At 34.8% G+C, this 20,736-nt stretch carries 17 protein-coding genes; 14 read left to right on the forward strand and 3 right to left on the reverse strand.

Features of this window, described 5'->3' with window-relative positions; all coding sequences use genetic code 11:
- The first annotated feature begins 142 nt into the window (after nucleotides 1-142).
- The 9 genes from CEY12_RS18745 (at nucleotide 143) to CEY12_RS18785 (ending at nucleotide 10,694) form a co-directional block, all read left to right on the forward strand.
- Nucleotides 143-913, forward strand: a complete 771-nt coding sequence (locus tag CEY12_RS18745; RefSeq protein WP_089029121.1) for a glycogen/starch synthase — start codon at nucleotides 143-145, stop codon at nucleotides 911-913.
- Nucleotides 914-924: 11 nt separating this feature from the next.
- Nucleotides 925-2,517 carry a DUF4270 family protein gene (locus CEY12_RS18750; protein ID WP_089029122.1) on the forward strand — a complete coding sequence of 531 codons (1,593 nt, stop codon included), beginning with the start codon at nucleotides 925-927 and terminating at the stop codon, nucleotides 2,515-2,517.
- 30 nt (nucleotides 2,518-2,547) lie between these two features.
- Entirely contained in the window at nucleotides 2,548-4,401 is a 1,854-nt protein-coding gene (gene glmS, locus CEY12_RS18755) for a glutamine--fructose-6-phosphate transaminase (isomerizing) (protein WP_089029123.1), read from the forward strand.
- Between the two features lie 107 nt (nucleotides 4,402-4,508).
- A complete protein-coding gene (gldK, locus tag CEY12_RS18760) occupies nucleotides 4,509-5,927 on the forward strand; it encodes a gliding motility lipoprotein GldK (protein WP_089029124.1) in 1,419 nt (472 codons plus the stop codon).
- Between the two features lie 62 nt (nucleotides 5,928-5,989).
- Nucleotides 5,990-6,685 carry a gliding motility protein GldL gene (gene gldL / locus CEY12_RS18765; RefSeq protein ID WP_089029125.1) on the forward strand — a complete coding sequence of 232 codons (696 nt, stop codon included), beginning with the start codon at nucleotides 5,990-5,992 and terminating at the stop codon, nucleotides 6,683-6,685.
- 49 nt (nucleotides 6,686-6,734) lie between these two features.
- Nucleotides 6,735-8,327, forward strand: coding sequence for a GldM family protein (locus CEY12_RS18770; protein WP_089029126.1), 1,593 nt, complete (start codon nucleotides 6,735-6,737; stop codon nucleotides 8,325-8,327).
- Nucleotides 8,328-8,349: 22 nt separating this feature from the next.
- Complete coding sequence (gene gldN / locus CEY12_RS18775) at nucleotides 8,350-9,288, forward strand: gliding motility protein GldN (RefSeq protein ID WP_089029928.1); 939 nt, start codon at nucleotides 8,350-8,352, stop codon at nucleotides 9,286-9,288.
- 54 nt (nucleotides 9,289-9,342) lie between these two features.
- Nucleotides 9,343-10,377 (forward strand): NAD(P)/FAD-dependent oxidoreductase, encoded by a 1,035-nt coding sequence (locus CEY12_RS18780; protein ID WP_089029127.1) that lies wholly within the window; start codon nucleotides 9,343-9,345, stop codon nucleotides 10,375-10,377.
- A gap of 59 nt (nucleotides 10,378-10,436) precedes the next feature.
- On the forward strand, nucleotides 10,437-10,694 hold the full coding sequence (locus CEY12_RS18785) for a SemiSWEET transporter (protein WP_089029128.1): 258 nt from the start codon (nucleotides 10,437-10,439) through the stop codon (nucleotides 10,692-10,694).
- Between the two features lie 57 nt (nucleotides 10,695-10,751).
- Here CEY12_RS18785 and CEY12_RS18790 read toward each other — a convergent pair whose 3' ends face one another.
- Both CEY12_RS18790 and CEY12_RS18795 read right to left on the reverse strand, forming a co-directional pair.
- Nucleotides 10,752-11,189, reverse strand: coding sequence for an META domain-containing protein (locus CEY12_RS18790; protein WP_228409731.1), 438 nt, complete (start codon nucleotides 11,187-11,189; stop codon nucleotides 10,752-10,754).
- 45 nt (nucleotides 11,190-11,234) lie between these two features.
- The gene (locus CEY12_RS18795) at nucleotides 11,235-11,627 is read right to left on the reverse strand and encodes a hypothetical protein (RefSeq protein WP_089029130.1); all 393 of its coding nucleotides are present in this window, start codon (nucleotides 11,625-11,627) and stop codon (nucleotides 11,235-11,237) included.
- Nucleotides 11,628-12,001: 374 nt separating this feature from the next.
- On the opposite strand from CEY12_RS18795, the gene CEY12_RS18800 reads away from it, so the two are divergent.
- The 4 genes from CEY12_RS18800 (at nucleotide 12,002) to CEY12_RS18815 (ending at nucleotide 18,259) form a co-directional block, all read left to right on the forward strand.
- Entirely contained in the window at nucleotides 12,002-12,391 is a 390-nt protein-coding gene (locus CEY12_RS18800; protein WP_089029131.1) for a hypothetical protein, read from the forward strand.
- Between the two features lie 141 nt (nucleotides 12,392-12,532).
- Nucleotides 12,533-13,615 carry an efflux RND transporter periplasmic adaptor subunit gene (locus CEY12_RS18805; protein WP_089029132.1) on the forward strand — a complete coding sequence of 361 codons (1,083 nt, stop codon included), beginning with the start codon at nucleotides 12,533-12,535 and terminating at the stop codon, nucleotides 13,613-13,615.
- Nucleotides 13,616-13,638: 23 nt separating this feature from the next.
- Nucleotides 13,639-16,830: an efflux RND transporter permease subunit gene (locus CEY12_RS18810; RefSeq protein ID WP_089029133.1), complete on the forward strand. Its 3,192-nt coding sequence runs from the start codon at nucleotides 13,639-13,641 to the stop codon at nucleotides 16,828-16,830.
- Nucleotides 16,802-18,259: a TolC family protein gene (locus CEY12_RS18815; RefSeq protein ID WP_089029134.1), complete on the forward strand. Its 1,458-nt coding sequence runs from the start codon at nucleotides 16,802-16,804 to the stop codon at nucleotides 18,257-18,259. The genes CEY12_RS18810 and CEY12_RS18815 overlap by 29 nt, the downstream gene beginning before the upstream one ends.
- Before the next feature lie 198 nt (nucleotides 18,260-18,457).
- Here CEY12_RS18815 and CEY12_RS18820 read toward each other — a convergent pair whose 3' ends face one another.
- Nucleotides 18,458-18,688, reverse strand: coding sequence for a hypothetical protein (locus CEY12_RS18820; RefSeq protein ID WP_089029135.1), 231 nt, complete (start codon nucleotides 18,686-18,688; stop codon nucleotides 18,458-18,460).
- 283 nt (nucleotides 18,689-18,971) lie between these two features.
- Between CEY12_RS18820 and CEY12_RS18825 the strand changes: the two genes are divergently transcribed.
- Entirely contained in the window at nucleotides 18,972-20,702 is a 1,731-nt protein-coding gene (locus CEY12_RS18825; RefSeq protein ID WP_089029136.1) for a helix-turn-helix domain-containing protein, read from the forward strand.
- The last annotated feature ends 34 nt before the right edge of the window (nucleotides 20,703-20,736 follow it).

The raw sequence follows: 20,736 nt of genomic DNA on the forward strand, positions 1-20,736 counted from the left end.
TAAAAATATCAGATAATAAAATGCGTTTTTGATAATTTGGAAAAGGTAATTTTCGTAAAAAAATGTTAATTAAAATAATGTTGGATGTTTTTTTGTAATTTTGCACATTAAAGCATTTTTACAAAAAATTAGATAGAAATTTATGCCGAATCAAAAAATACTGTACATTACTACGGAAATGTATCCATATCAGGAAGATACAAACATGGCTACTGTGGTAAACAAAATGGCACTTAAAATGCACAATGAAGGCAATGATGTAAGAGTTTTTATGCCAAGATTTGGACAAATAAGTGAAAGGAAGTTTCAACTTCATGAGGTAATCCGTCTTTCAGGAATGAATATTATTATTAATGATCTGGATCAGCCTTTGATCATTAAAGTAGCATCTCTTCCAGGAGAAAGACTTCAGGTTTACTTTATAGATAATGAAGAATATTTCAAAAGAAAACAATATTACTTTGAAGATGACGGCACCCCTTTCGAGGATAATGACGAAAGAGCAATATTTTTTGCAAGAGGAGTAATAGAAACAATTAAAAAGCTTAACTGGGTTCCGGATATTATTCATTTAAATGGATGGATGGCTTCTTTTGTTCCTATTTATCTTAAGACTTACTACAAATCAGATACTTACTTTAAAGACGCTAAAATTGTTCTTTCTCTGTACAATGAGAAAGATGCTCCTCTTAATGATAAGATTGGAGAAAAACTGGAATTTGATAATATTTCCGGACTAAAAGCGTTAGATAAACCAAGCTTTCAGAGTTTTGTCATTGAAAGCATGAACTATGTTGACGGTGTTGTAAAAGGAGATGAATTTTTGGATGGGGACTTGGATAAAGCCTTCAATGAAACATCAATTTCCAAATCGGAATATCTGGATATAGATTCTATAAACAAACTTTATTAAAAAGACATTTAATGACTCGTACTATTAAAAGAACTTTTGCCATACTTTCTCTGGCAATTTTCGGCAGTGTATTACTTTATAATTGTGAACCGGATCCGGATTCTTTGGGTGAACAATTATTTCTTGATGGAGCAGCTCAGGGTAAAGAAGTACCTTATGATATTATAGCCTTTAATATCGATAATAAGGATTCTATTAAGAGTGATGCTACTCAATTAGGATCAGCAGTTTTAGGTGCTTTTAAAGAAGGGCAATTTGGGATGCAAAAGGCATCTTATATTACTCAGTTGAGATTATCTACCTATAATCCTGATTTTGGGGCTAATGCTAAAGTAGATTCAGTCGTTTTAGTTCTGAAGCCTACCTATGCTTCGGATTCTCTTACAACCACTACCAACGAGGATTATATTTATCCGGATGGAAATGTAGCTGCTAAAAAGGAAGTGAAAACATATCCTATTAATAAATATGGTAAGGCTAAAACAACTTTCCATATTAATGTAAACGAGGTTACTGATTTCTTAAGATCTGCAACGGATAGTGTAAAATCAAATCAGAATTTTGCTTACGACGCAACCGTATTGGGAACAAAAGAGTTTAAAGGAACAATTAATACTGTAGCTATTACTAAAGATTCTGATAATAGCTCCATATTTACAACAACTACACCGGGAATAAGAATTCCTTTGGATAATGCCAAGACCCTGTTTCAGGAAAAAATTATTGATAAAAAAGGAAAGCCTGAATTGGCAGATGCTTCGAACTTTATCAGACATTTCAAAGGTCTTAGAATTTCTGTTCAGGAAAACGATGGGTATTTATTTCAGTTCTCTCCTAATGACATGGAATTGATCATGTATTATAAATATGACAAGACAGATAATGGAACAACGACAAGACCGCAAGCAACTTATGCATTTTCGTTAGGAGCTGGGAATACGCATATCGGACAATATACATATGACAGATCTGGATCTGGATATGGAACGGCATTATCAAGTGGTATGGTAGGAAACCGTGACAGTGGTGATAAAAAACTATTTGCTCAGGGAATGGGTGGCCCTTCTATTGGAGTGAAAATTCCTGATTCAGAAATCAATAAATTAAAAACCTTATATCAGAATGATAAGGCTGTTATTATCAGTGCTAAAATCAGAATATATACAGATGCATCAACCTGGAGTAATAATTATGGGAAACCTAATCTGTTTACTTTCTTACAAAAAGACAGAAAAGAAAAACAGGTGACACCTTATGTAACTACTACGGCGTTCACCAGCGATGTAGCTACGCTTGTGGGTTCTCCTAATTATACAATTTATAAAAGTTTCGATTTAGATAAAAATCCTGCTCACTATGATTTTATCGTTACAAAATCAGTAAAAGATCTAGTAGAAGGAAAACCGGAAGATTATACATCAAACAATACTAATAAATATTTTAGAATTGATATTGGTGGTTTCTTAGCAAATTCAGATAATACAGGTTTAGCAGGTTATAAATTCACATCAAGATCTTACACAAGAGACAGAGCTGTCTTTGTGGGTTCTGATCCGGCAGATGCCAAAAGAGTTCAGTTAATTGTTACTTACGCTAAAAAATAAAATTACAAAATACACCAAATAAAATAAATTATGTGCGGAATAGTTGGATATACAGGCTTTCAAGATGCTTATGATATAGTTATTAATGGTCTTAGAAGACTAGAATACAGAGGGTATGACAGTGCGGGAATTGTTCTGGAAAATGAAAACAATTCGTTTGAAGTTGAGAAAACAAAAGGAAAAGTTGATGATCTTTTCAATATTTCCCATCAACTGAAAGGTACTGCAAAAATGGGAATGGGGCATACACGTTGGGCAACCCATGGGGTTCCAAGTGACAGGAACTCACATCCGCATTTATCAAATAATAATAAAATAGCAATTATCCATAATGGAATCATAGAAAATTATGATACCATAAAAAAAATGCTTACTGAGAAAGGATTTACTTTTAAGTCTGAAACAGATACGGAAGTATTAGTAAATCTTATTCAGTATTTTATGGATATGAATGCTGAAACGGATTTTCCTACAGCGGTAAGATATGCTCTTAACGAGGTATATGGTGCATATGCGATCACAGTAATGCATGAAGATTACCCTGGGGTGTTAGTTGTCGGAAGATTAGGCTCTCCTTTGGCTATTGGAATTGGTGATAAAGAATATTTTATTGCTTCCGATGCATCTCCTTTTGTAGAATTTACAAAAGAAGCGATCTATTTAGAAGAAGGACATATGGCAACAATTTCTTTAGAAAAAGGAGTCGATATCAGAACGATCAACGAAAACTCTAAAATAGAGCCGGAAATTCAAAAATTGAAACTAAGCTTAGAGCAGATTGAAAAAGGAGGTTATGAACACTTCATGCTTAAGGAAATTTTTGAACAGCCCAAGTCCATTCATGATACAATGAGAGGAAGATTACTGGTAGATGAAGGGGTGATCAAAATGGCGGGGATCTGGGACCATGTTGAGAAGTTCAAGAATGCTAACAGAATTATTATCATTGCTTGCGGAACTTCATGGCATGCAGGTCTAATTGGCGAATATCTTATAGAGGAGTATGCTAGGATTCCTGTAGAAGTAGAATATGCATCAGAATTCAGATACAGAAATCCTATTATCACAGATAAAGATGTTGTCATAGCAATTTCCCAATCAGGAGAAACTGCTGATACAATGGCAGCTTTAAAGCTTGCAAAAGAAAAAGGAGCATTTATTTACGGTATTTGTAATGTAGTAGATTCGTCTATTGCAAGAATTACAGATGCAGGTTCATATACTCACGCAGGACCAGAAATTGGTGTTGCTTCTACAAAAGCGTTTACTGCTCAGCTTACCATTCTTACATTAATTGCATTGAAACTGGGTAAACATAATGGTAACTTAGGAAATGCAGAATTCATGAGCTTAATTGCAGAGCTGGATGCTATCCCTAAGAAAATTGAAGAAGTATTAAATACCACCAATGAACTTACGCAAGAGATTGCAAAAGATTTCGTAGGTGCTACTAATTTCCTTTATTTAGGTAGAGGATATAATTATCCGGCAGCTTTAGAGGGAGCTTTAAAATTAAAAGAGATCTCCTATATTCACGCAGAAGGGTATCCTGCTGCGGAGATGAAGCATGGTCCAATTGCACTCATTGATGAGAACATGCCAATTGTGATTATAGCTCCTAAAAAAGGGCATTATGATAAGATTGTAAGTAATGTTCAGGAAATAAAGGCTAGAAAAGGGAGATTGATTGCTGTAGTTAATAAAGGAGATCGACAGGTAAGTGAAATGGCAGACTATGTTATTGAGATTCCGGAGACCTCAGAATGTTTCTCTCCAATCGTGGCATCTGTGCCGCTACAATTGCTTGCTTACTACATTGCGGTGTACAGAGGAGCCAATGTAGACCAGCCCAGAAATCTAGCTAAGTCGGTAACTGTAGAATAAAAATACTTGGAAATAAAATAAATTTAGATTTCTCGCGTTATTTCAAAAAAAATCTTAAAAGTTTCTTAAAAAAATTATATATTTACGGCTTAATTATAAAAATTAACATGAAAAGGATATTTCTTTTATTATTGTCTGCGTCGGTAGCGTCGGTATCTTGTTCAGGTGGTGGTAGCTCTTCTGTAGGGAAGCCAGGAACAAAAGGAGAATTGATACCAAGAGAAAAAACTAAATCATTTGTTGCTGAAAGACCATACGGTATGGTTGCAATTCCTGCAGGATCATTTATTGCAGGTTTGGCTGATCAGGATATTACACATACTCCTGAAAAATCAACATTGAAAACAGTAACTGTTTCCTCATTCTTTATGGATGAAGCTGAAACTACTAATGCAGAATACAGAGTATTCATTAATTACGTAAGAGATTCTATTGCGAGAACTCTACTTGCTGAAGCTGCCGGAGAAGGTGGTGAAGGTGGAGGAAGAGGAGCAAGCATCGGTGATTATGCATACCTTGCTAAAAAAGAAGAAAATCTTACCCCGTATCAGGAGTATTTAGAAGGACAAGGAGGAAGAGAAGACGGGAGTTATGATGCCAGCAAAAGATTAGACTGGAAAATCCCTTTGCATTGGAATACTACAAAATATCCTGATGTAGAATATGCAGAGGTTTTGGAGTCTTTATATTTGCCAGCTTCTTCTAGAATGGGTAATGAAAGAATCCTAGATGTTAGTAAATTAAAATATAATTATCAGTGGGGAGATATGGATGCTGCACTTGCTGACAACGAAAGAGGAGTAAACTACCTTAAAAGTAAAAGCATTGCCATCTATCCAGATACTACAGTTTGGGTAAAAGATTTCCATTTTGCATATAACGAGCCTTTATTCGAACAATATTTTTGGCATAAAGCTTACAAAGATTATCCAGTTGTTGGGGTGACTTGGGATCAGGCGAGAGCTTATTGTAATTTTAGATCAAAGTTAAAGACAGATTACAATGAAAGCTTAAAGAGAAAAAAACAAAGACCATTACAATTCCGTTTACCTACAGAAATAGAATGGGAATATGCAGCAAGAGGCGGTATGCAAAATGCTACATATCCTTGGGGAGGTCCATATTTAATGGATGACAGAGGTTGCTACCTGGCAAACTTCAAACCTAAACGAGGTAATTACATGGAAGATGATAAGAAAGGGACTTATACATATTCAGCTCCAGTAAAGAAATTTAAGAAAAATGGATTTGGGTTATTTGATATGGCTGGAAACGTTTCTGAATGGACAGAATCTTCTTATAACAATTCTTCATACGGATTTTCTTCAACTTTAAATCCTTCTACTAAAGATAAATCAGATTCTAAAAAATCTGTAAGAGGAGGTTCTTGGAAAGATATAGGTGCAATGCTTATGACTGGTGCAAGAGATTGGGAAAGAAAAGATTCCGCGAGAAGTTATATTGGATTCAGAACTGTACAGGATATTCCTGAGGCTGCTGTTAAACCAAGAAGAGTTAACAGATAATCAGATAACTTAATTTATTTTTCTATACAATTTATTTTTAATCATTAAAAAAACTAACTTATATGTTTAAGACTAAAGATGCTTGGATGAATTTCTTTTATTCATTCGGTGCTGCAATTGTAATCCTTGGAGCTTGGCTTAAGATTACTCACATTAACATAGGGCCAATCAGTGGTAACGTTGCACTTACGGTAGGACTTATTACTGAAGCTATCATCTTCATTATTTTCGCTTTCGACCCTCCAAAATCTGAAGAGTCTTATGCTTGGGAAAATGTATATCCTGAACTTTTAGATAAACATGCAAACCCGAACCCTTTACATTCAAATGTTTCTTCTAGAAATAATGCAGCAGCTCAATTTGCAGAATTAGAAAACTCTTTATCTACGAAATTGGATAAAATGTTACAGGATGCTAAATTAGATGTTCAATTATTTGACAGACTAAGAACAGGGATTGATAAATTTTCAAATTCTGTAGATCAGATTAATCAAACAGTAGACGTTTCTGCATCTACTCACAAATATAATGACCAACTTAATAAAGCTGCTCAACATATGGAAAGCATGAACGCTTTATATACTATGCAAATCGAGAATGGAAAAAAACAATCTGAATTTGCCAACAAGTATGTAGCAGATATGCAGAAATCAGCTGAACATTCAGAAAAATTCAATCAGGAGTTACAAGGTTTAACATCAAACTTAAATAATTTAAACAGAGTTTATGGTGGTATGTTAACTGCTATGAAATCTTAATTTCCTAACCATTTTTAAATTTAATTTTTAATCCAAACAAAAAAAAAGAATGGCACAAGGAAAACAGACTCCACGTCAGAAGATGATCAACCTTATGTATTTGGTGTTCATCGCTATGATGGCCCTAAATATTGATGCAGAAATTATCAGATCATATTATGACTCTACTATATCATTAAGAGAAACTAGAAAGCTGACTGAAGCTAAAAATGAAGATATCTTTGAAAAAACTTTAGAAGCAAAAGCTCAACAGGTACCGGATACTTATTCTCAGCCTTGGGAGCAATATAAAGTATTAAAGCAGAAGATTAACGAATTGGTTTCTCATGCTGAAAAGATCAAAGACAAATTAAAAACTGAATCTGAATTTGTTGAGAAAGATGCAGCGACAGGAAAATTAACAGATGTTAGTGAAAACTTCTCTGCATTAAATAATAATGAAGCTACAACCCATTATTTCTTTAAAGATGGAGATGAAAACTCTGCTTCAACAGGAGCTGATGATTTAAAGAAAAGAATTGATGATGTTAGAAACTACATTAATGCAACTTTTTCAAATAATCCTCAGTTACAGGCTTTAGTTGAAAGAGCAAATAAATCTTTAATTGCTGAATATGGTAAAGGACAATCACCAAATGATAAAACCTGGTTACAGAATAAATTTTATCATCAGCCTTTGATTGCTGCGATCTCTAACTTAGAGATTATCCAGAATGATGCAAGAAATGTACAATCAGATGCATTAGCTTTATTACTAAGAGAAAAAGTAGATGCTAGTATTAAATTCAGCAGCTATGAACCAATTGTTTCAGGACCTGTAGATATTCAGTCTGGAAAACAAGCTGAAGTTAAAGTAATGTTGGGAACTTATTCTACAAGTAATAAGATTAACATTACAGGTGTTAGCAAACTAGAGAATGGAAAAGGAACTATTTCAATTTCAGGATCAGGTCTTGGAGAGCATAAATTAAATGGTACTATTACTTTAACAGATGCGTCTGGTAAACCTCAGAGTTTCCCTTGGACACATACATATAATGTAATTGCAGGACCAAGAGAAGTAAAACTTGAAAAAGGATTATTGCTTTCTCCGGATAAAATGAATGTACTTTACAGAGGATTAGAGAATCCTTTATCAGGTTCTATCTTAGGTGCTGATAATTCTAAATTATCATTATCTGCTGCCGGAGCTGTTGTAAAAGGTACTGGTCCAGGAAAGTGGAATGTTACTCCTTCTACTGGAAATACGATTAAATTGACATTATCTGGAACTGATCCTTATGGTAAAACAGTTTCTCAGGTATTTGAATATAGAATTAAAAACGTTCCTCCTCCACAAGGTCAGATGAGAGGTCAGACGGTATTGAACATTCCTGCATCTTCGATTCCAAATCAGATGGTACAGGCTGCTTTACCAGATTTCGACTTCCCGGTTTCATTTACTGTAAATCAGTTTATGGTTAAAGTTCCAGGAAAGGCTGCATTATTAATTAAAGGCAACAGTCTTGATGAAGCTGCAGGGTTAGTGAGAAACTTGAGAGCGGGCGATGTAGTGTATGTTTTTGATATTAAAGCGACTGCTACAGGATTAGGAAATCAAACATTGAAAAATATTTCTCCTGTTGTAATCAATGTTCAATAATTTTAATAAGTTAAATAATATTATGAAAAAATATATAAGCGCTTTTTTAGTTGTAGTTTCGGGGGTTGCTTTTTCCCAGACTATTCTGAATGCCTCTTCTCCTGAAGAATTCAGACAAATGAGAGCTGAAAACAAGCAAAAAGTTGGAGATACAATTGTCGATAAAACAGTAAAGCCTTTGGAATACGGTTTTGTAGAAGATAAAGATATCCTGAAAAGTATGTTTGTTTGGGAGATTATTGATATGAATGATAAGATTAATCAGCCATTGTATTATGATAATCCTGATGGTCTTCTTGCAACTCAAACAAGATCTTTATATCAGTTGCTTTTAGATGCTGCTACTACTGGTAAGATTCAGGAAGTATATGACGACGAAAACTTTGTAACTAAGCTTAGCCCTGAAGGGATTCAAAAAAGATTGGAAAGTGTAAGAGTTTCCGATGCTGCGATTGATATCTTAAACTCAGGAAGACAGTTAACGGATCAGGAGAAAAAAGAGTATACTGATATCTTTAAAACTACGACTGATAAAGTAAAAGTTCTTAAAATTATGGGTATGTGGTTCATCGACAAGAGAGATGGTCAAATGAAATACAGACCTCTAGGTATTGCTGCTATGGGACCAGATCCAGCTGTACAAGGAAGAACAGGACCAGACGGACAACCTTTAGCAGGTGCTAATGAGCTGATCGATCTATTCTGGATCTATTATCCAAGTGCAAGAGAAATATTAGCTAATAACTATGTTTATAATAGAAAGAACTCTTCTGCTGACCTATCATTCGATGATATTATTAACGCAAGACGTTTCTCCGCTATTATCTACAAATCATCAAATGGTTTAGGAGATGGTACGATTAAGGACTATATTCCAAGAAATGCTGATGAGCAGATAGAAGAAAGCGATAGAATTAAAGCGCAGATTCTTGACATGGAAAATGATATGTGGAATTATTAAATTTCACTTGATATTTATACAAAACCTGAGTATTTTTACTCAGGTTTTTTTATTATGAAAAATGTAGATTATATTATTGTAGGGGATGGATACGCCGGACTTTTTTTTGCTCATCAGCTGATAAAGAATAATAAGTCATTTGTTATTTTTTCTGAGGGGAGAAAAAGTGCATCACAGGTTTCTGCGGGAATTATTAATCCTGTAGTTCTAAAGAAATTTACAACATTCTGGTTGGCCCAGGAGCAAATAGATTTTCTTAAGGAAAGTCTTCGTGAGATTGAATCATATACGGGTAAGAACTATTTAATTAATGCTCCGATTCATCGGGTATTTCATGATGAGAGTGAACAAAAACTATGGTTAAAGAAATCCGATAACAGCGAATTATCAGGGTTTTTAAACAAAGATTTTTATGATTTAGATGGAATTAACAATCCTTTTCATACAGGAAAAGTTAATCAGTCTGCAAGGCTGAATGTAAATGGCTTTTTTGGCGACCTTTTCAATTATTTTAATGAACATGGACAGCTTATCAAAGAAAAGTTTGAATACGAAAAAGTAAATGCTCTTGATTCAGTTTATAAAGATATTTCTTTTAAACATATTATTTTTTGTGAAGGAATGGGAGTGAAAAATAATCCTTACTTTTCTGATATTGCTGTAATCCCGAATAAAGGACATCATATTAGAGTTAAATTATTGCAAGCCATTCAAACTGATGTTACAATAAAAAAGAAACATTTTTTGTTTCCAATAGATGGTGGGCTTCACTTTTATGGCGGAACCTATGACAGGGAACAATTGCATAACCATATTGACGATTCTGCTGTCGAACAACTTAGAAGAGGGCTGTCTGAAGTTTATCCTGGTGATTTTGAAGTAAGCGAAGTTCATTTTGGATTCAGACCTACTGTTAAAGATAGAAGGCCTATCATAGGAAATCATCCTGAATATAGAAATTTTTATGTTCTTAATGGACTTGGAGCACGGGGAATTCTGAATGGGTGTTATTTTTCGCAAAGTTTATATCAGCATATTGAAGAAGGAATCTCTTTGCCTGACGAAGTTTCTCTTTCAAGATTTTCTTAAGATTCTGAAGCGGTTTTCGGAATTTCAACTATCTTCAAGTTTTAGAAATCGATATTAAAATGAATGAAAATGTTCTGGGGATTACAGCGGGTGTACTTACATCTATTTCAATGATCCCGCAGCTTATAAAGGTAATAAAAGAAAGAAATGTTGATGATATTTCCTGGCTTATGCTGCTGATCCTTATTGGCGGACTCTCTTTGTGGGTCTGGTATGGGATATTAAAGGATGAGTTGCCTATTATTTTATCTAATTCGTTTGCTGTACTATTGAATATGTCACTTTTAATTTGTTTTATAATTTACAGGAAAAAATAATAAAGGCACTCTATAAAAATGGAGTGCCTTTTATTTTTTTATTATATGCTAAGTTTTTTACTTCTGTAAAATGAATTTTGCCAGTGGTGCCATCTTAGCCTTATTAAGGGTTAAAGTATTCCCATTTAATGAATAATTGTCTGCAGCAAGAAGAGCTTTGGTGAAAAGCTGTTCAGTCTCTAAATCATCACAAGCCATCATTGTAGACATGCCCTGATTGAACTTTATACGCATGATATCCGGTTTGATTTCAAAAGTGCCGCCAATACCGTTGCAGCCTGCATTCCCACTATATCTCATATCATTTGTATTTAATGAAAAATAAGGGTTGTTTTTTGGGTTTTTAAGCTTTATCGGTTGACCATTAATCTCAGTTAATTTCCATGTTTTCCCGACAATATCGGTGTCATTTTTTTGTACAGTTGTTTTGCTTGTGCAGCACATCAAAAATAAAAAAAGACAAAATACAAATGAGAATTTGAATAGTTTTTTCATGATTATTGGTTTTAATTGGAATGGAACACCTAAAATTCTACTTATTTAGTAAGACGCCATTTTACTGTCTCCTTGTGCTTTTTTATCTTGTTTATGGTGGAATAATACCATATCAACATTTCTTTTCAGAAAAGTAATATTTCCCCTGATATTTGAATATTGATACTCCGAATTTGAGGCAGTATAATCAGGCAGATCTTTATTTTTTTTAAGTTCATAGGATTTGCCGTCTAAGTGCACTACAGCTGTATTATCTGTATTGTTAATGGCAACTTCTATTTTGTCTCCGTAGTTGTCTGTAAAAACATCTTTGATTATTTCATCTGTTTCCACAGATTGTGTTGCAACAATTTCGGGTTCTTCCTTAGCTGAAGTTTTACATGCTGTTACTGATGCTACAGCCAGAACAAGAATGATGGATTGAAATATTTTTTTCATAATTATTTGTGATTAGGTGTTTCACGATTGGACATTTGTGGACTGTAAAATTACAATTATTTTATGGAATATTTGTTAATTTTTAATAAATTAATTGAATATTCATATGAATTATTGAGAAAATATTTTGGTTTCAAAAAGGGTAATTTTGCTTTTTTAACTATTTTTTATTCATTTAAGAATAATTTTCATAGTTGGTGAGTTGAGATTTATTTGTATAAAAAGTGTTGGGAAGTATCTTTAAATCTATAATCTTTCGATATTCTGATTGAAATAAAAAGAGGATATTCCCATTAATAATATTTAGAGGTGAGTTAAATTTTGTTAATCTGTATCATAATATTCAAATCTAAGCTTACCTTTGCCACTTCAAAATGAGAAACTATATTGTGTATTTTTTGACAAGCTTATTTCTGCTTTTTATAGTAGAGAGTAAGATCAATGTCAAAACATTACATAATCATCTTCCTGACCATGTTTCCCATCATTTACCTAAAAAAGCAAACCGCTTAAATCAAACCTACGATAAATTATCTATTCAACAAATGTTGGATAATGTGGATAATTCTTCTTTAGAACTTACCGAAGATGATTTTCAGTTATCGGATACTGCACAAAATGCTGTCCTTTTTGTGGGTGTTTTTAGTTTGGTCTATTTCTTTGGTCTATTTAACTACAGACGTTTAAAACCCAATATACAAGGGTTTATTTCAAGTTATTCTTCCGTAAAAAAATTCATTCTGATACGTTCTATCAGAATTTAAAATTTATTTTTCGATTTACTTTTCTGCTCTAAATATGGAGTAGAATATCCTGCGTTGTGTTTTTGGTAATGGGCATAGCGTTTACTCTCAGTTACCATTTCTATTCTATTAAACATTAACGATTTATATAATTTCAAAATTATGAAAAGAGCTGCCTCAGGCATAGCGCTAAGCACCCTCTTGTTGTTTGTTGGTTGTAACAACAAAAAAGAAGAAAAAGAAGAAGTAACAACTTTTCCGATTACATCTCCAGTAAAAATGGACACTGTGATTAATAAGGAATACGTTACTCAGATTCAATCAGTTAAGAATATTGAAGTACGTGCACAAGAAAAAGGATTTCTTGAAAAAATTTATGTAGACGAAGGCCAGTACGTTCATGCAGGCCAGACCTTGTTCCGTATCATGCCTCAATTGTACCAGGCTGAATTAATGAAATCTAAAGCCGAAGTAGAACAAGCCAATATTGAATTGAGAAATGCAAGTACTTTGGCTAGTAATAATATTGTCTCAAAGAATGAAAGAGCAATGGCAAAAGCTAAATTAGATGCTGCCAATGCAGAAATGAAATTGGCCCAGATCCATCTGTCATTTACGGATATAAAAGCTCCATTCTCCGGAATTATCAACAGAATTCCATTAAAGCTAGGAAGTCTTGTTGACGAAGGTGATCTCTTGACAAGTTTATCGGATAATACCAATGTGTATACCTACTTTAATGTTTCAGAGCCTGAGTATCTGAACTATCAGACCCATGCTGCGGATAGAGGAAGTAAAGAAGTAACACTGATTATGGCCAATGGAGATGCTCTTCCTCAAAAAGGGGAAATTCAGACAATAGAAGGAGAATTTGATAATGAAACAGGTAATATTGCTTTCCGTGCAAAATTTCCAAACCCAGATAAGTTATTGAGAAATGGTGAAACCGGAAAGGTGAGAATGACATTACCTCTCAGAAATGCTTTAATTATTCCACAAAAGGCAACGTATGAAATTCAGGATCAGAAATATGTATTTGTTGTTGGAAAAAATGGTGTATTGAAATCCAGAAATATTAAAGTTGCCTATGAATTACCGGATTTATATGTATTGGCATCAGGACTTGCTGTAGGTGATCAGATTCTTCTGGAAGGAGTTCAGAAAGTGAAAGATGATCAAAAAGTAAAAGTGAAATTCCAGGATCCTAATAAAGTGATTCAATCATTGAAATTAAAAGCAGAGTAGTGTACTCTTAAAATGAAGTTTGTATGTTTAAGAAATTCATTCGCAGACCTGTTCTGTCTATTGTAATCTCATTGATTATTGTATTTATGGGAATTTTGTCGTTGGTGAAACTACCAATCACGCAGTTCCCTTCAATTTCTCCTCCAAAAGTAAATATTACCGCAGAATATCCGGGAGCTAATAACGAGCTATTGATTAAATCTGTGGTTATTCCTTTGGAAAGAGGGTTAAATGGTGTTCCGGGTATGAAGTATATGACTTCAGATGCGGGAAACGATGGTGAAGCCTCTATTCAGGTTGTATTTGATTTAGGAACTGACCCAAATGTCGCAGCGGTAAACGTTCAGAACCGTGTATCTTCTGTTGTTAATAAATTACCTCCATTGGTAGTTCGTGAAGGAGTAAAGATCACTCGTGAAGAACCTAACATGTTGATGTATATTAACTTGTATAGTGATGATCCTAAGGCTGACCAGAAATTTCTATTCAATTATGCAGATATCAACGTGATGTCCGAATTGAGAAGGGTAAGTGGAGTTGGTTTTGCTGATATCCTGGGAACCCGGGAATATGCGATGCGTGTTTGGCTGAAGCCAGATCGATTAACGGCTTACAATATTTCAGCAGATGAAGTAATGGAAGCTTTAAATCAGCAGAGTTTAGAAGCTTCTCCTGGAAAAACGGGAGAGAGTTCTGGAAAACGTTCTCAATCATTTGAATACATTTTAAAATATCCAGGGCGTTTCAGTAGTGAAAAGGATTATGGAAATATTATTCTAAAAGCTAAATCAGCTGGAGAATTTGTAAGGTTAAAAGATGTTGCTGATATCGAATTTGGGAGTTCAATGTATGATATTTACTCAACATTGAATGGAAAACCTTCAGCCGCAATCACCGTAAAGCAGTCGTATGGTTCGAATGCAAGTGATGTTATTAAAAATGTAAAAACCTTAATGGCTAGCCTTGAGAAGACCTCATTCCCTAAGGGTATGCATTATGATATCAGTTATGATGTTTCCAGATTCCTTGATGCTTCGATTGAAAAGGTAGTTCACACCTTGTTTGAAGCATTTATCTTGGTAGCAATTGTGGTATTCCTCTTCCTGGGAGACTGGCGGTCAACATTAATTCCAGCCTTAGCAGTTCCGGTTTCGTTGGTAGGAACATTTGCAGTCATGTCTGCATTTGGAATTACTTTGAATATGATCTCGCTCTTTGCGTTGGTAATGGCAATTGGGGTTGTTGTGGATGATGCAATTGTTGTTATTGAGGCAGTCCATGCCAAGATGGAAGAAAAAAATCTTTCACCCCTAAAAGCGACAGAAGAAGCGATGCATGAGATCAGTGGGGCTATTATCGCAATTACATTGGTGATGGCATCCGTTTTCATTCCAATTGCATTCATGTCGGGTCCTGTAGGAGTATTCTATCGTCAGTTCTCTATTACAATGGCTTCAGCAATTATCCTCTCCGGAGTTGTGGCCTTGACACTGACTCCTGCTTTATGTGCTTTGATCTTAAAGAACAACCACGGAAAAGTTAAGAAGAAAACACCAATTTCAATGTTCCTGGATAAATTCAATGCATTATTTACTAAAGGAGCTGGGAAATATGAGAAGCTATTGAACAAAACAGTTACCAAAAAGATGTTTACATTGCCATTGCTATTAGCATTCTGTCTTTGTACGTTCTTTTTAAGTAATTCTCTTCCTTCAGGATTTATTCCAAGTGAAGATCAGGGAATGATCTATGCTATTATTCAGACACCTCCGGGATCTACTTTGGAAAGAACGAATCAAATAGCAAAGGAACTTTTAAGAGAGTCGGAAGACATTGATGGAGTACAGTCTGTATCATCCCTTGCGGGTTATGAAATTTTGACTGAAGGTACCGGATCAAATTCGGGAACCTGTTTGATCAACCTGAAAAGCTGGGAAGACCGTAAAGAATCTGCTGCAGAGATTATCGAAAAGCTGGAAGAAAAAGCTAAAAATATTCCTGGTGCCAACATCGAATTTTTCCAACCGCCTTCTATTCCGGGATATGGTGCAGCCGGTGGTTTTGAGCTCCGTTTATTAGATAAGGCGGGAAGTGGAGATTACCATAAGATGGAGCAGGTGAGTAATGATTTTGTAAAGGAGCTGAAGAAACGTCCTGAACTGGGATCTGCATTTACCTTTTATTCTGCAAGTTTCCCTCAGTATATGCTGAAGGTTGATAATGATCTGGCAGAGCAGAAAGGAGTAACTATTGCAAGTGCGATGGATAATCTTTCAACCTTAATTGGTTCGAACTACGAAACCAGCTTTATCCGTTTCGACAGACCTTATAAGGTAATTGTTCAGGCTGGACCGCAATATCGTGCTTTACCGAGCGATCTATTAAAACTGTACGTTAAAAATGATAAAGATCAGATGGTTCCTTATTCTGATTTTATGAGGCTTGAAAAAGTGTATGGACTATCGGAGATCACAAGACATAATATGTATAATTCTTCTGAGGTTAGTGGAACACCTGCACCGGGCTATAGTAGTGGTCAGGCAATTAAAGCGATCCAGGAAGTTGCCGATAAGACATTGCCAAGAGGATTTGGTATTGACTGGGCAGGTATCTCTAAAGACGAAGTGAGCCGTGGAAATGAGGCGATCTTTATTTTCCTTGTGTGTTTAGGATTTGTTTATTTGATCCTTTCTGCACAGTACGAAAGCTTTATACTTCCTTTACCGGTAATCCTTTCACTTCCTACAGGTATATTTGGTGCATTTTTATGTCTGAAACTTTTAGGATTAGAAAATAACATTTATGCTCAGGTGGCGATGGTGATGCTCATAGGACTATTAGGGAAAAATGCGGTATTGATTGTCGAGTTTGCGGTGCAGAAGAAGGCTGAAGAGGGAATACCAGTGATGAAGGCTGCCATTGAAGGTGCGACCATCCGTTTCCGTCCTATTTTAATGACCTCTTTTGCATTTATTGCCGGACTTATACCACTGGTAATGGCAACAGGGCCGGGAGCAGTCGGAAACAGAACGATTGGAACTGCAGCGGCTGGAGGAATGCTGATAGGAACTATTTTCGGGTTAATGATCATTCCTGGATTGTATTACATATTCGGAACGATTGCTGAAAAATCAAGACTGGCCAGATATGAAGAAGAGAATCCTTTAACAGAACAAACTGAACCTTATGAACATGATGGAAAATTTGAAGACTAAATCAATACTCACAGCCATTGCAGCATCACTTGTTTTAGCAAGTTGTAAAGCTCCTATGGCGACAGTTATAAAAGACGAGGTAAAAGAGAATGTACCTCAGAATTTTGGTGAAAACAACCAACAGGATGCGAACGCTAATAGTGGTACGACCCCCTGGAGACAGTTTTTTACAGATCCTAATCTGGTAACCCTAATCGAGACTGCCCTGAAAAATAATCAGGAGCTGATGATTACCCTGCAGGAAATTGAAATTGCAAAAAGTGGAGTCCTTTATAAGAAAGGTAAATTAAGTCCTACAGTTGCAACCTCAATAGGCGCAGGAGTTAAAAAGTCCGGCCGGTATACCAGTGAAGGGGCTGGTGATGCAACGACTGAAATTGAACCCGGAAGAGAAATGCCGGACCCACTGGGGAATTTTGAAGGAGGCTTGATGGCTAACTGGGAAGTTGATATCTGGAAAAAATTAAGAACTGAAAAAGAATCTGCGGTGGCTCATTATCTGTCCACTGTAGAAGGTAAAAACTTTGTTCTTTCCAACCTTATCGAGGAAGTGGCAGATAGTTATTACGAACTGTTGTCGCTTGATAACCAACTGGATATTATTCAGCAATATATTAAACTTCAGGAAAAAGCGCTTGAGATCTCTAAAATTCAGAAGCAGGCGGCTGCAGCCACAGAATTGGCTGTTAAGAAATTTGAGGCTGAATTGGCAAAATCAAAAGCTACTGAATACACGATCCGTCAGCAGATCACTGAAAAGGAAAATGGAATCAATGCTCTTTTAGGAAGATTTCCTCAGCCGATTGTAAGAACGAAAGAGAGCTTTATGTCAACAATTCCACAAACGGTTTACACAGGGATTCCTTCGCAGTTATTAGCGAATCGTCCCGACATAAAACAGGCTGAATTAGAATTGAAATCTGCAAAACTGGATGTAGAAGCTGCCAGAAAAGAATTTTATCCTTCTCTAGAAATATCAGCCACATTAGGTTTGGAAGCATTTAAGCCATCTTACCTGGTGAAAATGCCGGAATCTATCGCGTATAATCTGGTAGGAGAGGTAGCAGGTCCATTAATCAATAAAACAGCGATTAAAGCTAATTTTCAGACTGCTGACGCAAAACAGATCCAGGCATTGTATGAGTATGATAAAACAATTTTAAATGCTTATCTGGACGTAGCCAATCTAATGTCAAAGGTTAAGAATATAGATCAGTACTATAAGCTGAAATCAGAAGAAACGCATGCCTTGGATCAATCCATAGATATTGCCAATCAGCTATTCAGAAATTCAAGAGCAGATTATCTTGAAGTACTTTTAAATCAAAGAGATGCCTTAGATGCCAAAATGGAATTGGTAGAGGCTAAAGAAAAACAGCTGAGTACAGTTGTTGATATTTATAAGAGCTTAGGCGGAGGCTGGAAGTGATTATAAATCTTTAATGTTTTTTTAATAGAAGGAGACTGTCGTTTGACAGTCTCTTTTTTTTGTGAATGAGATTAAATAAAAAATAAAGGGCTCAGTAATTAAACCGAACCCTTTGTAATTTACCTGCCATTAGCAACTAAATTATATATAAACATGGTTGTTAGTTCATAATATTACCCCGTTCAGATTCTTTTAATATTACTGCTGGGTTTTCCAATGAGTTCCATTCTTTACTGGCGGATCAGCTTCTTTCAGTTCCTCCCCGTTGTTTGGTTTTGACTGAGTGTTATGTATTGTTTTATTACTAATAGCACTTGTTTTTGCCTGTTGAAAGTCGTTTTCATCATCTTGTCTGCAAGCTCCTAAGGTCATAAGGGTAGCTACTGCAATTAATAAAGGAAACGTTTTTAATGAGATAAACTTTTTCATAAAATTTCAGAGTTAAAAGGTTATCCCGGCCAGGTTTATCATTCAGAATTCTGACTCCGAAATTATAGGCATAAAATGATAAAAAAAAGTACTTGTTGTCTCTATTCGGCAATTAAGACGTCCTAATTCATAAATAAGGACAATGTTATAATGTTGATAATCAATTTGTTGAATGAGTGTTTTTCAATTTTAAAACAGGCTGTATTAAATCATTAATGTGTGTTAAGATTTAAATGATTTTATGTATTTTTGATTACTAAACAGGTGCTATTAATCTCTCAAGGTGATAAAAAAACTGCTTTTTATATTTTCTTTAGTAATTTTTAAACTTTTCTTTTCTCAAGAGGGGTATAGTGATTATTATAAGTTGCGCGTTAAATATGAAGATTTCGAAGAAAATAATACGAAGGCTTTTCCTTACATTCAAACGTATATCAATAAGGCGAAAAAAGACAAAAACTATGAAAAGCTTCTTCAGGGCTATAAGGATGGAGTTTTCTATTCTTCTTCCAATGAAAAAAAACTTGTGTATGCTGACAGCGCGATATGGGCGGCCAGATTATCTGAGAATAAGGACCTCATAAGCACTGCCTATATAGAAAAGGGAGTTGTATACTATTACCATTATAAGAGATTCCAGGCAGCATTAAATGAATATCTTCAGGCATACGAGTATTCTAAGAATACAAAAAATGATTTCCTGAGATACCAGAATTTGTATCATATTGGTGTTGTAAAGAGCTATCTCGGATATTATGAAGAAGCTTCGAAGCTTTTTGAACAGTGTATTGCGTATTATAAGCCCAAATCTCAGTCAGCTTTACACCCCAATGAAGTATATAACAATAAGAAGGGTTATCTTAATAGTTTACATCAACTCATCATTTGCTATCGCAATCTTCATAAATATAAAGAAGCAGATCTTGCTATACAGACAGGGCTTGATGAAGTAAATAATGATCGTGACTACGCACAGGAAAAAGGATATTTTTTACTCTCAAAAGGGATTTCAGAATATGATAAAAAAAATTATGTAGCGGCAAAAGATTATTTAAAACAATGCATTCCTTCTCTTAGTAATGGTGGAGATTTCGCGAGGCTTTCAGTTGATTATTTTTATGTAGGTAAAAGTTATGCCGGATTAGATAAGAATACAGAATCCATTTCTTATTTTACTAAAGTTGATTCCATTTTTCAGAAACATCAATTCATTCTTCCGGAACTTAGGGAGAATTATGAGCTATTGATCAAACATTATAAAGAGGAGGGCAATCAGAAGCAACAGCTCTATTTTACAAGTCAGCTCTTAAAAGCAGACAGTATCATCTCAAAAGACTTTATTTATTTGTCGAGTAAGATTCATAAAGAATATGACACAAAAGCATTGCTTGAAGAAAAGAGAAAACTTGAGAAAGCAAATTCCTGGGGAAGTATTATTATCGGAGGATTGATTGTGGTGGCAATTATTCTTTTAATTCTTTTAATCGTAAGATATAAAAGAGAAAAGTATATTCAACAGAAATATATTCTTTTAGAAGAAAAATTTAGCTTACAACAAACTGTGGTTTCAGAAGAATCTTTTGTTAATATAGATGTAGAAGAAAAAAAGACAGGATTGGATGAAAACAAAGTTGAAGAATTATTGACGAAATTGAAGGTTTTTGAAGATAAAAAAGAGTATACGCAAAAAGGACTTACTATCAATAAACTTGCCGGTCAGTTGGGAACTAATTCCAATTATCTCTCACAGGTTATTAACGACTGTAAAGGAGTCAATTTTAATAAATACTTAAGCGAACTGCGCATCAATTATATAACCGGGCTTTTATTTGAAAATAAGGAATACCTTAAATATAGAATAGAAACCCTGGCAAAAGAATGTGGAATAGCATCGAGGCAAAATTTCTCAGATTTATTTTATGAAATTAATGGGATCCGCCCTACCGATTTTATCAGAAAAAGAAGACAGGAACTTGACAATAAAAATAATTTTTCGGCTTTCAATCCGGCTTAAATAATAGGTAATTCCGTTTGAGTTTTGTAATGTG

Origin of the sequence: Chryseobacterium sp. T16E-39, assembly GCF_002216065.1 — a bacterium.
Taxonomy (GTDB): domain Bacteria; phylum Bacteroidota; class Bacteroidia; order Flavobacteriales; family Weeksellaceae; genus Chryseobacterium.